Below are 20,507 nucleotides of genomic sequence, written 5' to 3' on the forward strand. Positions count from 1 at the left end.
ATCTGGTGAAGCACATGTCAGCGGTTGATACGGAAAACATGATTGTCGGCCTCGATATCGGAACCTCGAAAGTGGTTGCGATTGTCGGCAAGCGAAAAATGGACGGCACCATCGAGATTGTCGGCATCGGTTCTCACCCTTCACGGGGTCTGAAACGTGGTGTCGTGGTGAACATCGAGACCACTGTGCATGCCATTCAGCGAGCTGTGGAAGAGGCAGAACTGATGGCGGGCTGCCGGATCCATTCCGTCTATGCGGGGATCGCCGGAAGTCATATTCGCAGCCTGAACTCTCACGGCATTGTCGCTGTCAGAGACCGCGAAGTGACGCAGGCTGATATCGACCGGGTGATTGATGCAGCGCAGGCAGTGGCGATTCCCGCTGATCAGAAAGTGCTTCACATTCTTCCGCAGGAATTTGTCATCGACAGCCAGGAAGGCATCAAGGAACCGATGGGCATGTCCGGGGTTCGCCTTGAAGCAAAGGTGCATCTGGTGACCTGTGCGGTGAATGCAGCACAGAACATCGAGAAGTGTGTGCGTCGCTGCGGGCTGGAAGTCGACGATGTGATCCTCGAGCAGTTGGCGTCCAGTTACGCTGTGCTGACCGAAGACGAGAAGGAGTTGGGCGTTTGTGTTGTCGATATCGGCGGCGGAACCACGGACATCGCAGTGTTCACCGGCGGCGCCATTCGCCACACCGCGGTCATTCCTATAGCCGGCGATCAGGTTACCAATGACATTGCGATGGCGCTGCGTACGCCAACCCAGAACGCCGAAGAGATCAAGATCAAGTACGCCTGCGCGCTGACCCAGTTGGCCGGCGCTGACGAGACCATCAAGGTGCCAAGCGTGGGCGAGAGAGCCCCTCGTGACCTGTCGCGTCAGGCATTGGCTGAGGTCGTAGAGCCTCGCTACGAAGAATTGTTCACGTTGGTGCAGGCTGAGTTGCGCCGTTCCGGCTTTGAGGATCTGATCCCGGCTGGCGTCGTGATTACCGGCGGCTCATCAACCATGGAAGGAGTGGTTGAGCTTGCCGAAGAAATTTTCCATATGCCGGTCAGGCTTGCCTCACCGCAAGCAGTGTCCGGCATGACAGATGTAGTCAATAACCCGATCTATGCCACAGGTGTCGGGTTGTTGATCTACGGGTTCCGCCAGATGGATCTGGGTAAGGGGCCTGTGCTCAGAAACGAGGATGCCCCCTCGTTGATTGAGCGCATGAAAAACTGGTTTACCGGCAATTTCTAGTAAACCAGAGCGTGATGTGGCTATGCCGGTGAACCGGTGAGTGAAACGAAGGTATCTCGAAAAAATATCGGTCATCAAAGGCCGGAAATATAAACGAAGGAGTAGGGGAAATGTTCGAACTGGTAGATAACATCCAACAGAACGCAGTTATTAAGGTCATTGGTGTTGGCGGTGGCGGCGGAAACGCTGTGCGCCACATGCTGTCCAGTGACATCGAAGGTGTGGATTTCATCTGCGCCAACACAGACGCACAGGCGCTGATGGATATGGGCGCCAAGCAGGTTATCCAGCTGGGTGGCAATATCACCAAAGGACTGGGTGCCGGCGCGAACCCTGAAGTGGGTCGTCAGTCAGCGATGGAAGATCGCGACCGGATCGCTGAAGCCCTGCAGGGAGCCGATATGGTCTTTATTACAGCCGGCATGGGCGGTGGTACAGGCACCGGCGCAGCGCCTATCGTCGCCGAAGTTGCCCGTGAAATGGGTATTCTGACAGTTGCGGTAGTAACCAAGCCGTTTAACTTCGAAGGCGGCAAGCGGATGACCGTTGCCGAGTCAGGTCTCAAGGATCTGGAAGACAGCGTGGACTCGTTGATCACGATCCCGAACGAAAAACTGCTGTCAGTAATGGGTAAAAAGACGAGCCTGCTGGACGCATTTGCAGCAGCGAACGACGTGCTGCTTGGCGCGGTACAGGGCATCGCCGATCTGATTACCCGCAACGGTATGATCAACGTCGACTTTGCGGACGTTAAGACCGTTATGTCTGAAATGGGCATGGCCATGATGGGTACGGCCCGTGCAACCGGTGAGAACCGTGCACGTGAAGCCGCTGAAGCCGCTGTACGCAGTCCGCTTCTGGAAGATATCAACCTGCAGGGTGCCAAAGGCATTCTGGTTAACATCACTGCGGGCATGGACCTCAATCTGGGTGAGTTCTCGGAAGTGGGCGATATCGTTCGCGAATTCGCGTCTGACTCAGCAACAGTGGTTGTGGGTACTGTCATTGATCCTGAAATGACGGACGAGCTGAAGGTGACCGTTGTAGCAACCGGTTTGGGTGGCGAGCGCGAAAAGCCGACCAAGGTGGTTGATAACACCCGGACACTGGATGGCAAGACGGATTACCGTCAGCTGGATCGTCCTGCGGTGCTGCGCCGTCGTGCTGTAGCCAACGGCAATGTAGCGATTGACCAGGCGCGTGAAGGTGACGAGCAGAGCGTGGATTATCTCGATATTCCCGCATTCCTTCGTCGCCAGGCAGACTGATAGGCTGTCTCAATACGGATTCGGGATAGAATAGTCGAAATTTAGCGACGCGAATGCCGTGCCACTTCGGGAATTACGAATTGGTTAAATGGTGTTCAGGTTTACTATCTGTTAAGCTTCGTGCAGTTTTTGGCCCGAATAATATCTAACTTTTGTGACGGATTAAGTACGATGATTAGACAACGTACGCTTAAAAACACCATCCGTGCGACCGGGGTCGGTTTGCACTCGGGTGAGAAAGTCTATCTGACGCTCAAGCCTGCGCCGGTTGAAACAGGGATAGTGTTTCGACGAACGGACCTGGATCCGATGGTCGAGATTAAGGCGTGCGCTGAGAACGTCGGCGAAACCATGCTTTCTACAACCCTGGTCAAGGGTGATGTAAGAGTCGCAACGGTTGAGCACTTGCTGTCAGCGATGGCCGGCTTGGGTATCGACAACTGTTTTGTCGAACTGAGTGCCGCCGAAGTGCCGATCATGGATGGCAGTGCCGGACCTTTCGTTTTTCTTCTGCAATCGGCGGGCATTGCCGAGCAGGATGCAGCCAAGCGTTTTATTCGCATCAAGCGTGAAGTCAGCATTGAGGAAGACGACAAGAAAGCGACATTCGTGCCGTTCGAGGGTTTCAAAGTCAGTTTCGGTATCGACTTTGACCATCCGGTATTCAAAGGACGTGCCCAACAGGCAACGGTTGATTTCTCCAGCACATCATTTGTGAAGGAAGTCAGTCGCGCCCGTACTTTCGGTTTCATGCGTGATATCGAAAAACTGCGTTCAATGAACCTGGCGCTGGGCGGTAGCGTTGACAATGCGATTGTTGTCGATGATTACAAGATCCTGAACGAGGATGGCCTCCGTTACGAAGACGAGTTCGTCAAGCACAAGGTATTGGATGCGATTGGCGACCTGTACCTGCTTGGAAACAGCCTTATTGGTGAGTTCCGCGGAATCAAATCAGGCCACGACCTGAACAATAAGCTGCTTCGTAAGCTTCGGGCAGAAGAAGATGCATGGGAAGTTGTGACCTTCGAGGATGAAGCCACTGCGCCTATCTCTTATCTAAAGCCCGCACTTGCCACACAGGGTTGAAGTTAACACCTTCAATCTTTGATGTGGCGCGATAGTTTTTCGAGAACTTCGCGTAACCCTTCGTCCTTCGTGTGCCCGGCTTCCTCTTCGAGGAGCCGGGCATTCTGCTTACTGAGCAACTCTTTTTTCGCGGCGCTTGCGGGCGTTGTGCGTGGCGGGCTTACTTTCACCCGCAGGCGCCAGGCAAACTGGAAATCGGCAGATTTTCTGAGCTCTGTCAGGATCTCATGCTGACGCATCCTTACCTGACTGGCGATGACGCTGGACTCCGCCGATAACGTAAGATCGCCATCCCGAAAACTGAGGAACCGGCATTTGTCCGCAAGTGAAGCCGGTATGGCGGCAAGCACACGAGTTTCCGCCTGCCTGTGAACTTCGGCATCGGCGAGCAGCCTTCGGAGCCCTGGGGGATGACGCGCGTCGGTGGGCTCGAATGTCAGATGGGTTTTTCGTTTCATTGGGTATTCGGCGCGTTAGTGTAGAGCTTGTGAATCAGGATCAAGGTTCCAATGCCGGCGGGTGTGCTGCCGGAACAGGTCGATATGCCTTTAAACTCGACGGGACCCGTTACGATTGGTTACTATTTGGCACGTTTTGTGGATACCGCCGGTATGACAGTTGTTTTACTCTCTGGTCAAAGGGCTGTCCAGTAGCGCCTTGTGATGCGCGATGGCCCGTGAACCCGTTTCTGCCCATGATTGAGTTGTCGGATTGAAGTATGAGGCGTCATTTTGGCTTGACGCAATCGCTTCATGCCGCAATCTGGCGAAGGATGCCCGGCAGGTCAGTCGTGAATACAGTGGTTTTCGGATTGGATCCGAGAGGCCACTTTCCGGTAAGCGAATAGTACATTATGAACATTATATTTGTTGCCAAAAAACACGGACGGTCCCGCTCTTTGCGATTGAACCTTCCGCTGATCCTTTGTCTGCTGACGCTCGGCGGCTGTGTGCTGCTGGCAGCGGTTTGGACGGGGTATCGGCTTGGCACAATGACGCCTGAGCCGGCAGCGTTTGGCGCTTCCCGGACCATGGTCAAGGGCTGGCAGGAACGCCTCGACGACCAGGAGAAGCATCTCAATGAGGTCCGCCTGAAAACAACCCAGCAGGTTGATGCCCTGACGCTGAGGTTGGGCCAGATGCAGGGGCGCTTGTTACGTCTCGACGCCCTTGGGCAGCGGCTGGTTGAAACGGCCCGCCTGGACAATGGTGAGTTTAATTTTGACGAAGTTGCTGCCGTTGGCGGCCCGGAGCAGGAGTCGCTGGGGGAGTCGTATACAACGCCACAGTTGTCTTCCATGATTGATCAGTTGGGGGCCCGGATCAGTGATCGCGAGAAACAGTTGCGTCTGCTGGATCAGCTGATGTCCCGGGAACGACTTGAAGACGAACGTTTTGTCGCGGGGCGGCCTATTACCTGGGGCTGGCTGTCATCACGTTACGGTTATCGCTCAGATCCGTTCACCGGGAAGCGGACCTGGCACGCCGGGGTCGATCTGGCTGGCAAGAACGGAAGCGATATTATCGCAGTGGCGGCCGGCGTGGTGACTTTCGCCGGCGATCGCCACGGATACGGTAATCTGGTTGAGATCGACCATGGTGATGGTCTGATCACACGCTATGGTCACTGTAAGAAGGTAAAGGTTTCTGTCGGTGATGTCGTCCAGAAGGGGCAGGTTGTTGCATTGATGGGGAGTACAGGCCGGTCCACCGGGCCTCATGTACACTTTGAAGTGCGCAGGGACGGCAAAACACAGAATCCCGAGGATTATATTCAGCGAGCCAGTCGCTGAAACAATGCGCAAAAAAGCCATCTTGAGTTGACTCCCAAGGTGGCTTTTTCGTATCCAGAGGGTCACTGGAATGTGATCCAGCTCAGCCCGACTGGGCAGACGCCTTTCGCCTCGAAAAGAAATAAGGTTAGAATGCCGTCTCGGTCAATTTTTCCCGGATGGTACCCCGTACTTCATCTTGCATCTCCGGAGCGACTTGCCGCACGGCACAGTCAGTCGGATATCGGGTGGCTCTGAGTTTTCAAGCGCCTGTGACCATGCCCGGTCACAAGACGTATTTCGATAACCAAAGAAGCAGTGGTCTATGTTCACGAAGCTCGCAACGAAGATATTCGGCAGTAAGAATGCTCGCGAAATAAAGCGGATGCGAAAGGTCGTATCCCATATCAATGAGTATGAAGAGGCGCTTTCTGCGCTGTCGGATTCGGAGCTGCAAGGCAAAACGGCAGAGTTTCGCCGTCGCCTTGACGAGGGCGAAAGCCTGGACAAGCTGCTGCCTGAAGCCTTCGCTACTGTGCGAGAAGCCAGTAAACGCGTGCTTGGAATGCGTCACTTTGACGTGCAGCTTATCGGTGGCATCACCTTGCACGAAGGGCATATCGCCGAGATGAAAACCGGCGAGGGTAAAACCCTCGTGGCGACTGCTCCGGTGTATCTCAATGCGCTCAGCGGGGACGGCGTCCACCTTGTAACCGTCAACGATTATCTCGCATCCCGGGATGCGGCATGGATGGGCCAGCTTTACCGGTTCCTCGGTCTGCAGGTTGGCGTTATCGCATCAGGTCAGGATGCCCAGGCCAAGCGCGAAGCCTATGCCGCCGACATCACCTACGGCACCAATAATGAATTCGGTTTTGATTACCTGCGCGACAATATGGCGTTCAGCACGTCGGACAAGGTCCAGCGTGGGTTGAATTTCGCCATCGTGGACGAAGTGGATTCAATCCTGATCGATGAGGCAAGAACGCCGCTGATTATTTCCGGTGCGGCTGAAGACAGCTCCCGCATGTACCGTGAAGTAAACCTGCTCGTGCCCAGCCTCGAACAGGGTGAGGCAAGCGAAGAAGGTGAGCCGACCGGCGACTTCACAATTGACGAAAAGGCCCGCCAGGTTGAATTGACCGAGGCAGGCCACGAAAAAGTTGAGAAGCTGCTAATCGAAAAGGAGTTGCTCAAGGAAGGCGACAGCCTGTATTCCGCCACCAACCTGGGCCTGCTCCACCACGTGCATTCTGCGCTGAGAGCTCACCATCTGTTCCAGAAAGATATCGACTACATCGTTCAGGGTGGTCAGGTCGTGATCGTTGATGAGCACACCGGCCGGACGATGCAGGGGCGTCGTTGGAGTGAGGGGCTGCATCAGGCTATTGAAGCCAAAGAAGGGGTGACCATCCAGGCTGAAAGTCAGACGCTGGCATCGACCACCTTCCAGAACTATTTCCGTCTTTACAGCAAACTGTCGGGCATGACCGGTACGGCCGACACCGAAGCTTTCGAGTTCCGTCAGATTTACGGTCTGGATGTGGTGGTAATTCCGCCCAACAAGCCGATTCAGCGTATTGATTCCAACGACCTGATCTACCTTACGCAGGAAGAGAAGTACCAGGCCATCATTGATGAAATCAAGGATGTGACTAACGAAGGTCGCCCCATTCTGGTGGGTACCGGCTCGATTGAAGCGTCTGAACTGCTGTCCATGCTACTGCGCAAGGCCAAGATCGATCACGAAGTCTTGAACGCCAAACAACACGAGCGTGAAGCGCACGTTATTGCCCAGGCGGGCCGCCCCGGTGCGGTTACCATCGCTACCAACATGGCCGGTCGTGGTACTGACATCGTGCTTGGCGGCAACTGGGAAACCGAAGTCGCTGCTCTTGAAAATCCGAGTGATGAAGATGTTGCCCGTATCAAGGCGACCTGGACCGAAACGCACAACAAGGTGCTGGACAACGGTGGTCTGCACATTATTGGTACCGAGCGGCATGAATCGCGTCGTATCGATAATCAGCTACGTGGTCGTGCCGGTCGTCAGGGTGATCCCGGTTCTTCTCGTTTCTTCCTGTCACTGGAAGACAACCTGATGCGGATTTTTGCCCCTGACCGCGTGAAGAACATCATGCAAGCGATGGGCATGAAGAAGGGGGAGGCCATTGAACACCGGATGGTCACCAACGCGATCGAGAAATCCCAGCGCAAGGTTGAAGGGCGTAACTTCGACATGCGTAAGCAGCTGCTTGAGTATGACGATGTCGCTAACGATCAGCGCAGCGTAATCTATGAACAGCGCAACGAGATCATGTCGTCCGAAGATGTATCTGAATTGGTAGCGGCGGTGCGTTCGGACGTCGTCGACGCAACATTCAGCGAGTATATTCCGCCGCAGAGCATGCCGGAGCAGTGGGATGTGGCCGGGCTGGAAGCACAGCTTCAGTCTGAGATGGCGATTGATCTGCCGATCCAGCAATGGCTGGATGAGGACGAAAAACTCTTCGAGGACAGCCTGCGTGAGCGCATTCTTGCGGAGGTTGTGGCGTCCTACCAGGAAAAAGAAGCGGTTGTTGGTGCCGAATCGATGCGTAATTTCGAGAAGCAGGTATTGCTTCAGGTGCTGGATACGCTTTGGAAAGAACATCTCGCCAACATGGACAACCTGCGCCGGGGTATTCACCTGCGTGGTTATGCCCAGAAAAACCCGAAGCAGGAATATAAGCGCGAAGCGTTCACCCTGTTTGAAAGCATGCTCGATGCAATGAAGCGCGATGTCGTCAGGATCCTTTGCCACGTCCGGGTGCAAAGCCAGGACGAAATGGCTGAAGTGGAGCGTCGCCGCCGCGAGGAGCTGGAGCGCCAGATGTCCGACGCCAAACTGCGTCATGAGGATGCCAGTGCCGCTGATGGCGAGCAGTCCGGACCTTCCGGTGCGGGTGGGCGCGATCAGCAACAAGCGCCGGCTACTCCCGAAACCTTTGTTCGGGGCGAGCGCAAAGTTGGGCGTAATGAGCCATGTCCGTGTGGCTCAGGCAAAAAATACAAGCAGTGCCATGGTCAGGTCAGCTGATCAGTTCAAGGCTGAACGGGCTCTTGTGATGAGTCATCCAAACAGTATTTGATACAGACACAGCAACGTCCGCTGTTTCGACGTGGCCCCCGGGGCCGCCCGGAATAGCGGACGTTTTGCATTAGGAGATAGCAATGGCAGTTGGACTTGGTCCCCTTCCTGATTTTTACCCTGTTGCCGGGTTGCAGATCGGCGTCGCCAAAGCTGGCATCAAAAAGCCTGGCCGTCGGGATCTGGTGGTACTGGCTCTCGCCGAGGGAGCACAGGTTGCAGGTGTTTTTACCCGTAACCAGTTTTGCGCCGCGCCGGTGCTGGTGACTCGCCGTCATCTTGCAGCCGCTGCGCCGCGATATCTGCTGATAAATACCGGCAATGCCAACGCAGGCAATGGCGCTAGAGGCATGACCGACGCGCAGGCTTGCTGCAAGGCATTAGCTGAGCTGACCGGTGAATCTGCTCAGTCGGTCCTGCCGTTTTCTACTGGTGTTATCGGTGAGCCCCTTCCGGTGGATCGCATTCGCGCCGGCTTGCCCGAGGCATTGGCTAACCTCAGCGATAACGGATGGACAGAGGCGGCTCAGGGCATCATGACAACGGATACCCTCCCCAAGGGGGAGAGTCGTCAGATCGAGCTTGATGGCAAGACTGTGACGATCTCTGGTATCAGTAAGGGCGCGGGAATGATTCGGCCGAATATGGCGACGATGCTCGGCTTTATCGCAACAGACGCCAATATTGATGGATCGGTATTGCGGTCATTGGTGTCGGAGCTGGGAGAGGCGTCATTTAATCGCATAACAATTGACGGTGATACGTCCACCAACGATTGCTGCATGCTGATCGCGACCGGACAAAGCCAGGCTCCTGCGATTACGGCTGACAGTCCTCACCTGCCCGCACTGCGCGAGGCATTGCGCGACGTGTTTATGACGCTGGCTCACGCCATTGTCAGGGACGGGGAAGGGGCGACCAAGTTCATTACCATTCGTGTCGAGCAAGCAGACAGCCAGCAAGAGGCGCTGGATGTGGCTTATACCATCGCGCACTCACCACTGGTCAAGACGGCACTGTTTGCGTCAGACCCCAATTGGGGGCGGATACTGGCAGCTGTGGGGCGTGCAGGCGTGCCTGATCTGGCGCTCGAGGCTATAGAAATTGATCTGGGTGAAGTGCCGCTGGTGCGTCAAGGAGGGCGTGCAGACGGCTACACTGAAGCCCTTGGCAAGCAGGTGATGGCTGAAACGGAAATCACGATTCGCATCAGTCTCGGGCGTGGCCCGGTAACTGAGACCGTATGGACCTGTGATCTGTCCCATGACTACGTGACGATCAACGCCGAATACCGGACCTGATGATGAAGGAAGTGCATGTCGCAGTCGGTGTTGTGCGGCGCGGCGATACGGTTTTGATCGCGCGCAGACCCGATCACGTGCATCAGGGCGGGTTGCTGGAGTTTCCGGGGGGCAAAGTGGAGCCTGGCGAGCGCGTGCAGGATGCGCTTGTGCGCGAACTGCACGAAGAAGTTGGCATCGACGTCTGTCCGATGTCTCTGCGCCCGGTTATCGGCATCCGGCACGACTACGGTGACAAGCGTGTGTTTCTGGACGTTTGGGAGACCGATGACTTTGCCGGAAATCCTGTAGGGCGCGAAGGTCAGTATGTTGACTGGCTCCCGACGGCGGCGTTGAATCCGACAGACTTTCCGAAAGCAAATCGGCCCATTATTCAGGCGGTGCAATTACCCAGGACCTTGCCGATATCTGCCGGCCGGGGGCTGTCTGGGGGCGAGTTATACGAGGCCGTGCGCGCGCGCCTTGAAGTATCGCGCCCCGATTGGTTTTTGCTGCGGGCACCCTGGTTACAGCAGTCGGAGTACATTGCGGCAGCGGCCCGGTTGCAGGCGTATTGTGATACTGCGGGCGTGCGAATGATGCTGCATGGCCATCCGGATCTGATTGAGGCCGTGCCCGCCGCAGGTGTTCATGTTCCGTCGGCGCTTGCCCGCGACATGACGGCTCGGCCGTTCGCGTCATCGGCGCTGTTAGGCGTATCCTGTCATAGTGATGTCGAGCTGCAGCAGGCTGCTGCGTTGGGTGCGGATTATGCGTTTTTGGGGCCGGTGGCCAAAACGACCAGTCATCCCGATGTGGATCCTATCGGCTGGGGTGAATTCTCAGCGCTTGTCGCTACCGCAAACCTGCCGGTCTACGCCCTGGGAGGCCTGGGCATGGACGACTTGAACCGCGCGCTGGAAGCAGGTGCGCAAGGTGTGGCGGGGATCAGCTACTGGTGGTAGCGGAGTTCTGCTCGCCGGCAGGGGCTTGTTTTGCCTGTCATGGTATCCGCCTTTTCAGCAGGCTCATCTGTTACAGAACAAAGGAGCATGGATGTGAATCAATTGACCCATCTCGATGAACAGGGCGCCGCCCGTATGGTGGATGTAACGGAAAAGGCGGTTACCAGCCGCGAAGCCCGTGCGGAAGCCTTTATCCACATGCAGCCTGCAACAGTGGCGATGATTGTCGATGGTGAGCATCCCAAGGGCGATGTGCTGGCAGTGGCACGAGTTGCCGGCATCATGGCGGCAAAGAAGACCCATGAATTGATCCCGCTGTGCCACGCGCTCAATCTGACATCCGTCAAGGTGGAGCTGGTGCCGGTAAGGGACACTCGCAGTGGCGTCCATATTGTGGTGATGTGTCGTCTCACGGGCCAGACGGGAGTCGAGATGGAGGCACTGACAGCAGCCAGCATTGCAGCCCTGACGCTGTACGATATGTGCAAAGCAGTGGATAGGGGCATGGAGATAGATAGTGTGCGCTTGCTTGAGAAGAGGGGCGGGCGCTCCGGGCATTGGGAGCGAAATCAGGAGTGAGCGAAATGCTGGTCGATAATTTTGGTCGCCAGGTAAGCTATGTGCGGATTTCAGTTACCGATCGCTGTGATTTCCGTTGTGTCTATTGCATGTCTGAAGACATGACCTTCCTGCCGAAATCAGAAATCCTCTCCCTCGAAGAAATCGAAGTCATTGCCCGCAACATGGTCAGTTGCGGGGTAACCAAAATTCGCCTGACTGGCGGTGAGCCGCTGATAAAACCCGGCGTGGTTGAGCTTGCGAAGCGACTGAAACAGCTCCCAGGGTTAAAAGAGCTGTGTATGACGACCAATGGCAGCAGGCTCCGGGAGCTTGCGGGCCCACTGAAAGCGGCAGGCGTTGACCGACTCAATATCAGCCTGGATAGTCTTGATCCGCAAAAGTTTCGCGAGCTGACCCGCACCGGTGACCTCCATCGCGTCCTGGCCGGCATAGATGCGGCGCGTGAGGCCGGGTTTGAGCGTACCAAGCTGAATGCGGTCATTCTCAACGGACGCAATGCCGATGAAGTGGTGGACCTGACAGCGTTCGCGCTGAATCACGGGTTGGATCTCAGTTTTATTGAAGAAATGCCCCTTGGTGTTATTACGGAGCACAACCGCAAGGAATCGTTTGTATCCAGTGAAGAGATCCGCGATATGCTGAGCGCAGTCTATACGCTGGATGCGATTGCGGATGATACCGGCGGGCCTTCCCGATACTGGAAGATTCCCGGCTACACGAGCCGGATTGGTTTCATATCCCCGCACAGTCACAATTTTTGCGGCGACTGTAACCGCGTCCGTCTGACAACAGAAGGGCGTTTGTTGCTATGTCTGGGCAACGAACACTCCATGGATCTGAAGCAGGTTGTACGTCGATCCCCGGGGGATGATGCGGCGGTGAAGCGGGCCCTGCATGAAGCCATGACCTTGAAACCCGAACGTCACTACTTCTCCCACGACAGCGAGCCCCAGGTTTTGCGGTTTATGAACGCGACCGGGGGCTAGTGTCTCTCTCTGAGCGGGGCTCTTGAAGATCTCTCAAACCCTGAGTGCTTATCCGGGAGGGGCGAGTCACCTAAAAAAACAGCCCTTGTCATCCTGTCAGGGTACGCCCGGACCCACCATTCTGATAAAATACGCCGCCTGTTAATCCGACTGAGGTAACGCCGTGGCTGTTCGCTACGTCCAGAGCTGCCGACTGCCGACGCCGTTCGGAGTCTTCGATATGCACGGTTTCGAGGAAACTGATACCGGAAAGGAGCATGTCGCCCTGACATTGGGTTCGCTGGAAGGCGATGAACCGATGCTGGCCCGCACCCATTCCGAGTGTCTGACCGGGGATGCGCTTTACAGCATGCGCTGTGATTGCGGTTATCAGCTCGAAGAGGCCTTGCGCAGTATTGCGCGGGAAGGTCGTGGCATCCTGATGTATCTGCGCCAGGAAGGTCGTGGTATTGGTCTACTCAACAAAATCCGTGCTTATAACCTGCAGGATCAGGGTGCTGATACTGTTGAAGCGAACGAGCAGCTGGGGTTTGCCGCAGATCTGCGTGACTACAGCATGTGTCAGGATATGTTGAGCCATCTGGGTATTCGTCGCCTGAAGCTGATGACAAACAATCCGCGCAAGGTGAGCGCGTTGACCGGGCTGGGTATCGAAATTGTCGAACGGGTGCCGCTGCATGTGGGGCGCAACCCCCACAACACGGGCTATCTTGATACCAAGCAGAGTAAGCTTGGTCACTGGCTTGAAACCCATCAGGACGATGATGTCTGATCAGCCTGATGGCTGTAAGTTTTCGTTAATGCCCGCGCAGGGCTGACCCTGTCAGCCCACCGGTTTGCCTTTACTTGACCGCCCGCAGCGCCTGTTGACTTGTCAGTTTATCCCAGCGTTTCTTGATGCTCTCCAGAATACCTTCCGGATGCAGCCCACAGACTTCGAGTAGTTCCTGATGTTTGCCGTGATCGATAAACCGATCGGGCAAACCGAGATGGAGCATTGCCACCTGAATGCCTTCTTCGTTCAGGTATTCAGATACACCGCTTCCCGCACCACCGGCAATGGCGTTTTCTTCAAGCGTGACCAGCAGGTCATGGCTCTCTGCCAGTGACTGAATCAATGCGGTATCCAGCGGTTTCACGAAGCGCATATCTGCCACCGTGGCATCCAGTGTTTCAGCTGCAGTCTTTGTGGCGTCAAGCAGGCTGCCGAAGTTCAGTATGGCGATCCGATGGCCTTCCCGTACCAATCGCCCTTTGCCAATGGGCATTGGGGTCAGCGTTTCTTCCATTGGCGTGCCGGGGCCAGTGCCGCGGGGATAGCGCACAGCAGCGGGGCCGTCGAATGCCAGTCCCGTCTGCAACAGTTGGCGCGTTTCGTTTTCATCGGACGGCGCCATCACCACCATATTGGGTATGCAGCGCAGGTAGCTCAGATCGAACGCGCCGGCGTGTGTAGGGCCGTCTTCACCCACAAGGCCGGCCCGATCGATGGCAAACAGCACGTCCAGATTCTGGATCGCGACATCATGTATCAGCTGATCGTAACCGCGTTGCAAAAAGGTCGAATAGATCGCAACAACCGGCTTTGCGCCATCGCAGGCCAGACCTGCCGCCAAGGTGACGGCATGCTGCTCGGCAATCGCAACGTCGAAGTAGCGTTCAGGAAAGCGCGAGCTGAACTCGACAAGGTCTGATCCCTCACACATCGCGGGTGTTATGCCGACTACGCGCTCGTCTTGCTCTGCTGTATCGCACAGCCATTTGCCAAATACGTTGGCGTACTTGTATTTCTTCACAGCAGGTGGCGTCGTTGCAGGCTTGACCGGCGGCGCTGGCTCAATCTTGTTGATTGCGTGATAACCGATAGGGTCGGCTTCTGCCGGAGCAAAACCCTTGCCCTTCTTGGTCACGATATGAAGGAACTGCGGTCCTTCCAGTTCGCGGATGTTCTGCAGGGTTTCAACCAGCAGCGGCAGGTCGTGCCCGTCGATGGGGCCGATATAGTTGAATCCCAATTCCTCGAACAGTGTGCCGCCCGATATCAGACCCTTGAAATGCTCCTCGGTCTTTTTGGCCAGCGCCATCAGATTAGGCTTGCCCTGAAGGACCTTTTTGCTGCCGTCACGGACCTGATTGTAGGTCGGGCTTGCCAGAAGCTTGGCGAAATAGTTCGACAAGCCGCCTACGTTTTGTGAGATCGACATGTCGTTGTCATTCAGGACCACTAACATATCGGCATGAAGGTGGCCTGCATGGTTGAGTGCCTCGAAAGCCATGCCGGCGGTCATGGCGCCGTCACCGATCACGGCGATGCTCTTGCGGCCGGTACGTTGCATTCTGGCTGCGATTGCCATGCCGAGGGCGGCACTGATGGAGGTACTGGAATGCCCCACACCGAAGGTGTCGAATTCACTCTCTCCGCGTTTGGGAAAGCCTGCCAGGCCATCCTTCTTGCGGATCGATGTCATGCGCTCGCGCCGACCGGTCAGGATTTTATGAGGATAGGCCTGATGACCCACGTCCCATACCAGGCGGTCTTCCGGCGTGTTAAAGACGTAGTGCAAGGCAACTGTAAGCTCCAGTACGCCGAGGCCGGCGCCGAAATGGCCGCCAGACTGGCCCACTGTCCAGAGCAGATACGCGCGGAGTTCGCGGGCCAGTTGGGGCAACTGGTCTTCGGCCAGGATTCGCAGTTGCTCCGGATGGGTGATCCGGTCGAGCAACGGCGTATTGGGCTGGCGTGATGGAATCTCCTGAAAAATAGTCGTGTCCTGCATCCGCTCTGGTCTTTTGGTTCACAATGGGTCAGGGAGCCCCTGAAGAATACCTGAAGCTCCACATTATACGGGATGATCCGCCCCGGTTTCACATTTCATTCGGGACATGTTCCGGGGATTGATTCAGTGGGTTCGCGTCACCACAAAGTTGGCGATTTGTCTCAGGGCATCGGCGCTGTCACCAAACGCCGCGAGCGCTTCAATGGCCTGGTCCTGGAGTGTCTGCAGATAGTCTCTGGCGCCTTCAATGCCCATGCAGGCCGGATAGGTGGGCTTGTCCCGGGCGACATCGGACCCTTGCGGTTTGCCGATAGTGCCGGTACTGCCTTCAATATCCAGCAGGTCGTCCTGAACCTGGAAGGCCAGCCCGAGTGCCTGTCCATATTGCTGCAAGGCTGCAATCTGCTGGTCGCTGGCGGCTTCTGTCGACATGGCGCCGAGTGTGATGCTGGCCTCGATCAGTGCGCCGGTTTTGCATCGGTGCATGTGCTCCAGCTCGCTCAGCGACAGTTTTTGGCCGACCGATCCCAGATCAATTGCCTGACCGCCTACCATGCCGGACTCGCCGCTTGCTTTGGCCAGCAGTTGGATCATGGCGATGCGCGTGACGGGCGCGAACGAACCGCGTTGGGCCAGTATCTCGAATGCCAGCGCCTGTAACGCATCACCGGCCAGAATGGCGGTGGCTTCATCATACGCAAGGTGAGTCGTCGGCTTGCCGCGGCGCAGGGCGTCGTCGTCCATTGCCGGCAAATCGTCGTGAATCAGCGAATAGGCGTGAATCAGCTCGACCGCGCAACCCGGAATAATGGCGCTGGCCGGCGATTGCGAAATGGCAGCAGCAGAGGCCATCGCCAGAACCGGTCGAATGCGTTTGCCACCACCAAGCACGGCGTAACGCATGGCATCTTCCAGGCGTCCTGCTGGCGAGTGCCCGAGTGTTAACCAGTCATCAAGTGTGGCTTCGACCTGCTCGCGCCATTCAGTGACGTACGGAAGCAGATCGTGCGAGGGAGCATTCATTAGCCCTCATCATCCATTTCGAAAGGTTGGGTGGTGAGCGTGTCGTCATCGGATTTAACGAGTTGCTCGACACGCTGTTCTGCTTGCTTGAGCGCTTGCTGGCATTCGCGTGTCAGTCGCACGCCGCGCTCAAACGCCGTCAGGGATTTTTCCAGTGGCAAATCGCCCTGTTCCAGTTCGCGCACCAGTGTTTCCAATTCATTGAGTGACTTTTCGAAGTCAGCAATGGTGACGCCTGTTTTGTCGCTCATAACAGGTTTTCTCCGCCGGGATCTGTTTCGCCGGAGTATATCAGACCCGACCGCGGTTGGGCGTGAGTGCAAGGCGCGAATTGGCGATTTCATTCGTTCCCCCGCTGGCCATGAAAGTTTATGCTACAGAGGGTGTTGCCAAACGCTGTGGGCGCTGCTGTTTTATCGTGAGTACTCAAGCCTGCATCAGATTGATCGGAGTGGACCAGGTTATGTGGAAAGGTGACGAACGCAGGCGGTTTTATCGGGTAGATGATCGGGTTGCGCTGCGCTTCATGAGGCTCAGGGACAACAATGCGGTTTCCGCCGAAATCGCAAAGCTTTCACTGGATACCCGTATAGAAGAAGTGGATGCGGCGCTGATGCAGGCAATATCCGCGCTGGCGGCACAGTCACCGGAAGGCGGGCGAGTGGCCGAGTTGTTCAACCGGAAATTGGCGCTGGTGTTGGAGTCGCAGACGGCGTCGTCTGTAAACCGTCAGGCGACGCTGGTGACCCGGGATATCAATCTCAGCGCCGGCGGTCTTGCCTTCAGTACAGATGAGCCCGTTGAATTGGGGGATAGCCTGTTGCTGGATGTGTTGTTTTATCCTGAAAGCAGAACCATCAGGGCACTTGCCCGGGTTGTTGCTGCGGAGCCGCAAAATGATGGCTACCGGCTGCGATTGGATTTCGAGCGGCTCACCGATAATGACCGTGAACTGCTGACAGGGCACATCATGCGTTTGCAGAGCCGTCAGCTTCGGCGCCGGGACCAGAGTGCTCAGTCCGAAAACGGCTGACGTTGCCATTGAAAGGTTTGCCGCTTGCCGGGTGCGCCCCATTGTTCCCAGCTTTGCTCGGTGACCCGGATGTCTCCCGTCGCCGCTACGGTGATGATTGTGGTCGCTCGAGTGCCGTAGTGCTCACTCTTGATGAAGGGCGATGACAGGAAGCGTTCAGTCTCAAGTCCAACGCCGGTATCCGGCAGATACTGGTCAGGGGCTGGTGCTGTATCCTGCATGTCGGCGATGAGCTGCTCATGGAGCGAAGGTTGTGCAACCTGCTGCAGCCGTTCAGTCAGTCGCTTGCGCAGGGTCACCAGCTTTGGCCAGGGGCTTTGCAGCAGGTGGTTGCTCAGGCCATAAGCGCCCCGATGCAAATTGCGCCCCGGGTGCGGGTCACGGTTGCTGAAATACCAACCACTTTTGCTATCCACACAGATCAGGTTGAAGCCGGCCAGTTTGCCCCGGGACTGCTGCAATGCATCGCCGAGTTCAGTCGTCGATTGGTCCAGTGCCCATAGCGGTAACTGCCCTCTGGAAATGGCGGCTTTCTCTGGTCGCCCATCCCTGAAGTTGGTGACGGCAGCCACTTCGCCTTGCGGGCTAATCGCAAGCCAGGTGCCCCCTGACTCCCGGTCCCGGCCGGCCAGAACTTCCTGCTCGGACCACCAGTGCATCGGGTCAGTCGGCCGTTGATAGTATTCATCGCGGTTGGCTGCGACCACCAGTGGAAGCTCCGGATGTTGATTAATGGCAAACAGAATCAGGCACATAGTAGATTCCATGTTCGGTGGCAGGTTCTTGGAGTGAACCTTGGTAAGCCCCTGTGTATCATACGAGCCTTAATTTTGCCTATTGCCATTGCCGGTAGGGCATTATTCACCTGAGGTCGGTGCCTGTATGAGTTTGATGGTGTTGTTCGCAATTTATCTCGCGCTGGGAGCAGTCGCCGGCGTGCTGGCTGGCCTGTTTGGTATCGGCGGAGGCCTGGTGATTGTGCCGGTACTGATTTTCAGCTTCAGTTTGCAGGGTGTGAGCGCGGATGTGGCTGCCCATCTGGCGATTGGCACCTCCCTGGCCACGATCGTCTTTACGTCGGTGAGTTCGATTCGCTCCCATCATCTGCACGGTTCTGTCCGCTGGGAACTGTTTCGCCCGATGATGGTCGGTATTGTCGTCGGTGCAGTGCTGGGCGCTTATACTGCTGCGCTGATTCCTGGTGAAATGCTGACCGTTATTATTGGCGTCTTTGTGATTCTGGTAGCAATCAAAATGTTGCTCGACGTCAAACCGTCCGCCAGTCGTCAGGTTCCGGGTAAGTCGGGGTTGGTCGTTGCGGGTGGCGGTATTGGCTGGGCATCGGCCATCTTCGGCATTGGTGGCGGTACACTCACCGTGCCGTTTTTGAGCTGGTGCAACGTTAAAATGCAGCAGGCGGTAGGCACCTCAGCTGCCTGCGGTTTGCCGATAGCATTGGCTGGTGCGCTGGCGAATATCGGCACAGGCTGGGGCAACACGGGGTTGCCTGAATACAGCCTGGGGTATGTTTATTTGCCTGCGATGCTGGGGATTGTTCTGACCAGCGTGATCTTCGCGCGGGTTGGCGCTGTGTTGGCGCACAAGCTGGACGCCCTGATGCTGAAACGGATTTTTGCGATTCTGCTGATTATTGTGGGTATACGCTTTCTGATCTGATGGCGTCGGTCTTTTCTTTTTTCCTGTTTCGCTTAAGAGAGCTTTTGCATGTTACGTCATCCCGATATAGACCCGATTGCCATTTCGTTGGGGCCCGTGAAGATCCATTGGTATGGCCTGACCTATCTGGTGGGGTTTGTTGTTGGATGGTGGCTTGGCCGGTTGCGCACCCGTAAACCCTGGTCTCCGATCAATGAAGAGCAAATGGGCGACCTGCTGTTCTACATTGCATTGGGCGTGGTTTTGGGCGGCCGCTTCGGGTATGTCATCTTCTATAATTTTGAGACTTTCCTCATGGACCCGCTCTGGTTGTTCCGGGTCTGGGAAGGCGGTATGTCGTTCCATGGCGGATTGATTGGCGTCATGCTGGCGATGTGGTGGTTTGGCCGGAAGGTGAACTGCGGTTTCTTTGCTATTGCCGATTTTGTGGCCCCGCTGGTGCCGGTAGGCCTGGGCGCCGGCCGGATTGGCAACTTTATCAACGGCGAGCTCTGGGGGCGGCCGACTGACGTGTCCTGGGGCATGGTGTTTCCGACAGCGCCGGATATGCTGGCGCGTCACCCTTCCCAGCTGTACCAGTTTGCAATGGAAGGCGTGCTGCTGTTTATCGCCCTTTGGTGGTTCTCGAACAAACAACGCCCGCGTATGGCAGTCTCCGGGTTATTCCTGGTGCTTTACGCCTTCTTCAGAATCGTGGCAGAGTTTTACCGGCAACCGGATGCCCAATTGGGGTACCTGGCTTTTGATTGGGTCACCATGGGGCAGGTGTTATCGCTGCCTATGCTGCTTGCCGGTGTCGTTTTGATGGTTATTGCATACAGGAGAAAGTCAGCATGAAGGCCTACCTGGATCTTATGCGCGATGTCGTTGATAACGGCATCGACAAGGGCGACCGCACAGGAGTCGGTACCCGCTCGGTTTTTGGGCGCCAGATGCGCTTTGACCTGTCGGAAGGCTTTCCGTTACTAACCACGAAGAAGGTTCATTTGCGCAGCATCATCTATGAATTGCTGTGGTTCCTGAACGGTTCAACGGATAACAACTGGCTGCGCGAGCGCAAGGTCAGTATCTGGAACGAGTGGGCCACAGAGGAAGGTGATCTGGGGCCGATTTATGGCAAGCAATGGCGCAGTTGGCAATGCCCGAACGGCGATGTAATCGACCAGATTTCTGATGTGGTGCGCCAGATTAAAACCAAACCCAATTCCCGGCGCCTTATCGTGTCCGCGTGGAACCCGGCTGAACTGCCGGATGAATCGATCGGCCCCCAGGAGAACGTTGAAGAGGGCCGCATGGCGCTGGCTCCCTGCCACTGCCTGTTCCAGTTCTATGTGGCGAACGGGAGGCTGTCGTGCCAGCTTTATCAGCGCAGTGCCGATCTGTTTCTTGGGGTGCCGTTCAATATTGCATCCTACAGCTTGCTGACTCACATGATCGCGCAGCAATGCGATCTGGACGTAGGGGAGTTTGTTCATACCTTTGGCGACTGCCACCTGTATCAGAATCACCTGACTGACGACATTGTGTTTGAGCAACTCAAGCGCGAGCCTGTCGCCTTGCCCCGACTGAAAATCCAGCGCAAACCTGACAGCCTGTTTGAATATGAGCTGGAAGATTTTGTTTTTGAGGGCTACGAGCCGCAGCCGGGCATCAAGGCGCCGATTGCTGTCTGAATC

The 20,507-nt window shown here is 56.2% G+C and carries 19 protein-coding genes; 14 read left to right on the plus strand and 5 right to left on the minus strand.

Annotated elements, in window-relative coordinates; all coding sequences use genetic code 11:
• Positions 1-14: 14 nt before the first annotated feature.
• The 3 genes from ftsA (at position 15) to lpxC (ending at position 3,607) form a co-directional block, all read left to right on the plus strand.
• Positions 15-1,250 (plus strand): cell division protein FtsA, encoded by a 1,236-nt coding sequence (gene ftsA, locus ACUN9X_RS13985; protein ID WP_260034212.1) that lies wholly within the window; start codon positions 15-17, stop codon positions 1,248-1,250.
• A 110-nt stretch (positions 1,251-1,360) separates the two neighbouring features.
• Positions 1,361-2,518, plus strand: coding sequence for a cell division protein FtsZ (ftsZ, locus tag ACUN9X_RS13990; RefSeq protein ID WP_260034213.1), 1,158 nt, complete (start codon positions 1,361-1,363; stop codon positions 2,516-2,518).
• 171 nt (positions 2,519-2,689) lie between these two features.
• Positions 2,690-3,607 (plus strand): UDP-3-O-acyl-N-acetylglucosamine deacetylase, encoded by a 918-nt coding sequence (lpxC, locus tag ACUN9X_RS13995; protein ID WP_260034214.1) that lies wholly within the window; start codon positions 2,690-2,692, stop codon positions 3,605-3,607.
• A gap of 11 nt (positions 3,608-3,618) precedes the next feature.
• Here the strand turns inward: lpxC and ACUN9X_RS14000 are convergent, their stop codons facing one another.
• Complete coding sequence (locus tag ACUN9X_RS14000) at positions 3,619-4,065, minus strand: DciA family protein (protein ID WP_445473494.1); 447 nt, start codon at positions 4,063-4,065, stop codon at positions 3,619-3,621.
• 395 nt (positions 4,066-4,460) lie between these two features.
• Between ACUN9X_RS14000 and ACUN9X_RS14005 the strand changes: the two genes are divergently transcribed.
• The 7 genes from ACUN9X_RS14005 (at position 4,461) to ribA (ending at position 13,093) form a co-directional block, all read left to right on the plus strand.
• Positions 4,461-5,399: a M23 family metallopeptidase gene (locus tag ACUN9X_RS14005; RefSeq protein WP_260034216.1), complete on the plus strand. Its 939-nt coding sequence runs from the start codon at positions 4,461-4,463 to the stop codon at positions 5,397-5,399.
• A 304-nt stretch (positions 5,400-5,703) separates the two neighbouring features.
• Complete coding sequence (gene secA, locus ACUN9X_RS14010; RefSeq protein WP_445473495.1) at positions 5,704-8,457, plus strand: preprotein translocase subunit SecA; 2,754 nt, start codon at positions 5,704-5,706, stop codon at positions 8,455-8,457.
• Positions 8,458-8,591: 134 nt separating this feature from the next.
• Positions 8,592-9,809, plus strand: coding sequence for a bifunctional glutamate N-acetyltransferase/amino-acid acetyltransferase ArgJ (argJ, locus tag ACUN9X_RS14015; protein WP_445473496.1), 1,218 nt, complete (start codon positions 8,592-8,594; stop codon positions 9,807-9,809).
• Positions 9,809-10,753: a Nudix family hydrolase gene (locus ACUN9X_RS14020; protein ID WP_445473497.1), complete on the plus strand. Its 945-nt coding sequence runs from the start codon at positions 9,809-9,811 to the stop codon at positions 10,751-10,753. Before argJ ends, ACUN9X_RS14020 begins: the two co-directional genes overlap by 1 nt.
• Positions 10,754-10,846: 93 nt before the next feature.
• On the plus strand, positions 10,847-11,332 hold the full coding sequence (gene moaC, locus ACUN9X_RS14025; protein WP_445473498.1) for a cyclic pyranopterin monophosphate synthase MoaC: 486 nt from the start codon (positions 10,847-10,849) through the stop codon (positions 11,330-11,332).
• Positions 11,329-12,321, plus strand: a complete 993-nt coding sequence (gene moaA, locus ACUN9X_RS14030) for a GTP 3',8-cyclase MoaA (RefSeq protein ID WP_260034222.1) — start codon at positions 11,329-11,331, stop codon at positions 12,319-12,321. The genes moaC and moaA overlap by 4 nt, the downstream gene beginning before the upstream one ends.
• Before the next feature lie 163 nt (positions 12,322-12,484).
• A complete protein-coding gene (ribA, locus tag ACUN9X_RS14035; RefSeq protein WP_260034224.1) occupies positions 12,485-13,093 on the plus strand; it encodes a GTP cyclohydrolase II in 609 nt (202 codons plus the stop codon).
• 70 nt (positions 13,094-13,163) lie between these two features.
• Here ribA and dxs read toward each other — a convergent pair whose 3' ends face one another.
• The 3 genes from dxs to ACUN9X_RS14050 all read right to left on the minus strand — a co-directional run bounded on the left by dxs (position 13,164) and on the right by ACUN9X_RS14050 (position 16,372).
• Entirely contained in the window at positions 13,164-15,098 is a 1,935-nt protein-coding gene (gene dxs, locus ACUN9X_RS14040; protein ID WP_445473499.1) for a 1-deoxy-D-xylulose-5-phosphate synthase, read from the minus strand.
• A 123-nt stretch (positions 15,099-15,221) separates the two neighbouring features.
• Positions 15,222-16,121 carry a polyprenyl synthetase family protein gene (locus tag ACUN9X_RS14045; protein ID WP_260034227.1) on the minus strand — a complete coding sequence of 300 codons (900 nt, stop codon included), beginning with the start codon at positions 16,119-16,121 and terminating at the stop codon, positions 15,222-15,224.
• Positions 16,121-16,372, minus strand: a complete 252-nt coding sequence (locus ACUN9X_RS14050; RefSeq protein WP_260034229.1) for an exodeoxyribonuclease VII small subunit — start codon at positions 16,370-16,372, stop codon at positions 16,121-16,123. The genes ACUN9X_RS14045 and ACUN9X_RS14050 overlap by 1 nt, the downstream gene beginning before the upstream one ends.
• Positions 16,373-16,584: 212 nt before the next feature.
• On the opposite strand from ACUN9X_RS14050, the gene ACUN9X_RS14055 reads away from it, so the two are divergent.
• A complete protein-coding gene (locus tag ACUN9X_RS14055) occupies positions 16,585-17,154 on the plus strand; it encodes a PilZ domain-containing protein (RefSeq protein ID WP_260034230.1) in 570 nt (189 codons plus the stop codon).
• Here the strand turns inward: ACUN9X_RS14055 and ACUN9X_RS14060 are convergent.
• On the minus strand, positions 17,136-17,921 hold the full coding sequence (locus tag ACUN9X_RS14060) for an NRDE family protein (RefSeq protein WP_445473500.1): 786 nt from the start codon (positions 17,919-17,921) through the stop codon (positions 17,136-17,138). The two genes, ACUN9X_RS14055 and ACUN9X_RS14060, sit on opposite strands and share 19 nt — an antisense overlap.
• A 127-nt stretch (positions 17,922-18,048) precedes the next feature.
• Here ACUN9X_RS14060 and ACUN9X_RS14065 point away from each other — a divergent pair, with 127 nt between their 5' ends.
• Genes ACUN9X_RS14065 through ACUN9X_RS14075 form a run of 3 tightly spaced genes read left to right on the plus strand, consistent with a single transcriptional unit; the run spans position 18,049 to position 20,504 of the window.
• A complete protein-coding gene (locus ACUN9X_RS14065) occupies positions 18,049-18,831 on the plus strand; it encodes a sulfite exporter TauE/SafE family protein (protein ID WP_260034970.1) in 783 nt (260 codons plus the stop codon).
• A gap of 48 nt (positions 18,832-18,879) precedes the next feature.
• Positions 18,880-19,668, plus strand: coding sequence for a prolipoprotein diacylglyceryl transferase (gene lgt / locus ACUN9X_RS14070; protein WP_260034232.1), 789 nt, complete (start codon positions 18,880-18,882; stop codon positions 19,666-19,668).
• Positions 19,665-20,504: a thymidylate synthase gene (locus tag ACUN9X_RS14075; protein WP_260034233.1), complete on the plus strand. Its 840-nt coding sequence runs from the start codon at positions 19,665-19,667 to the stop codon at positions 20,502-20,504. Before lgt ends, ACUN9X_RS14075 begins: the two co-directional genes overlap by 4 nt.
• Positions 20,505-20,507: the final 3 nt, after the last annotated feature.

The organism is Marinobacter sp. V032 (assembly GCF_052645435.1).

Excerpts from the sequence above, each read along its gene's own strand:
- ftsA (WP_260034212.1), top strand. The coding sequence starts at position 15 with ATGTCAGCGGTTGATACGGAAAACATGATTGTCGGCCTCGATATCGGA.
- ftsZ (WP_260034213.1), top strand. The coding sequence starts at position 1,361 with ATGTTCGAACTGGTAGATAACATCCAACAGAACGCAGTTATTAAGGTC.
- lpxC (WP_260034214.1), top strand. The coding sequence starts at position 2,690 with ATGATTAGACAACGTACGCTTAAAAACACCATCCGTGCGACCGGGGTC.
- ACUN9X_RS14000 (WP_445473494.1), bottom strand. The coding sequence starts at position 4,065 with ATGAAACGAAAAACCCATCTGACATTCGAGCCCACCGACGCGCGTCAT.
- ACUN9X_RS14005 (WP_260034216.1), top strand. The coding sequence starts at position 4,461 with ATGAACATTATATTTGTTGCCAAAAAACACGGACGGTCCCGCTCTTTG.
- secA (WP_445473495.1), top strand. The coding sequence starts at position 5,704 with ATGTTCACGAAGCTCGCAACGAAGATATTCGGCAGTAAGAATGCTCGC.
- argJ (WP_445473496.1), top strand. The coding sequence starts at position 8,592 with ATGGCAGTTGGACTTGGTCCCCTTCCTGATTTTTACCCTGTTGCCGGG.
- ACUN9X_RS14020 (WP_445473497.1), top strand. The coding sequence starts at position 9,809 with ATGATGAAGGAAGTGCATGTCGCAGTCGGTGTTGTGCGGCGCGGCGAT.
- dxs (WP_445473499.1), bottom strand. The coding sequence starts at position 15,098 with ATGCAGGACACGACTATTTTTCAGGAGATTCCATCACGCCAGCCCAAT.
- ACUN9X_RS14045 (WP_260034227.1), bottom strand. The coding sequence starts at position 16,121 with ATGAATGCTCCCTCGCACGATCTGCTTCCGTACGTCACTGAATGGCGC.
- ACUN9X_RS14050 (WP_260034229.1), bottom strand. The coding sequence starts at position 16,372 with ATGAGCGACAAAACAGGCGTCACCATTGCTGACTTCGAAAAGTCACTC.
- ACUN9X_RS14055 (WP_260034230.1), top strand. The coding sequence starts at position 16,585 with ATGTGGAAAGGTGACGAACGCAGGCGGTTTTATCGGGTAGATGATCGG.
- ACUN9X_RS14060 (WP_445473500.1), bottom strand. The coding sequence starts at position 17,921 with ATGGAATCTACTATGTGCCTGATTCTGTTTGCCATTAATCAACATCCG.
- lgt (WP_260034232.1), top strand. The coding sequence starts at position 18,880 with ATGTTACGTCATCCCGATATAGACCCGATTGCCATTTCGTTGGGGCCC.
- ACUN9X_RS14075 (WP_260034233.1), top strand. The coding sequence starts at position 19,665 with ATGAAGGCCTACCTGGATCTTATGCGCGATGTCGTTGATAACGGCATC.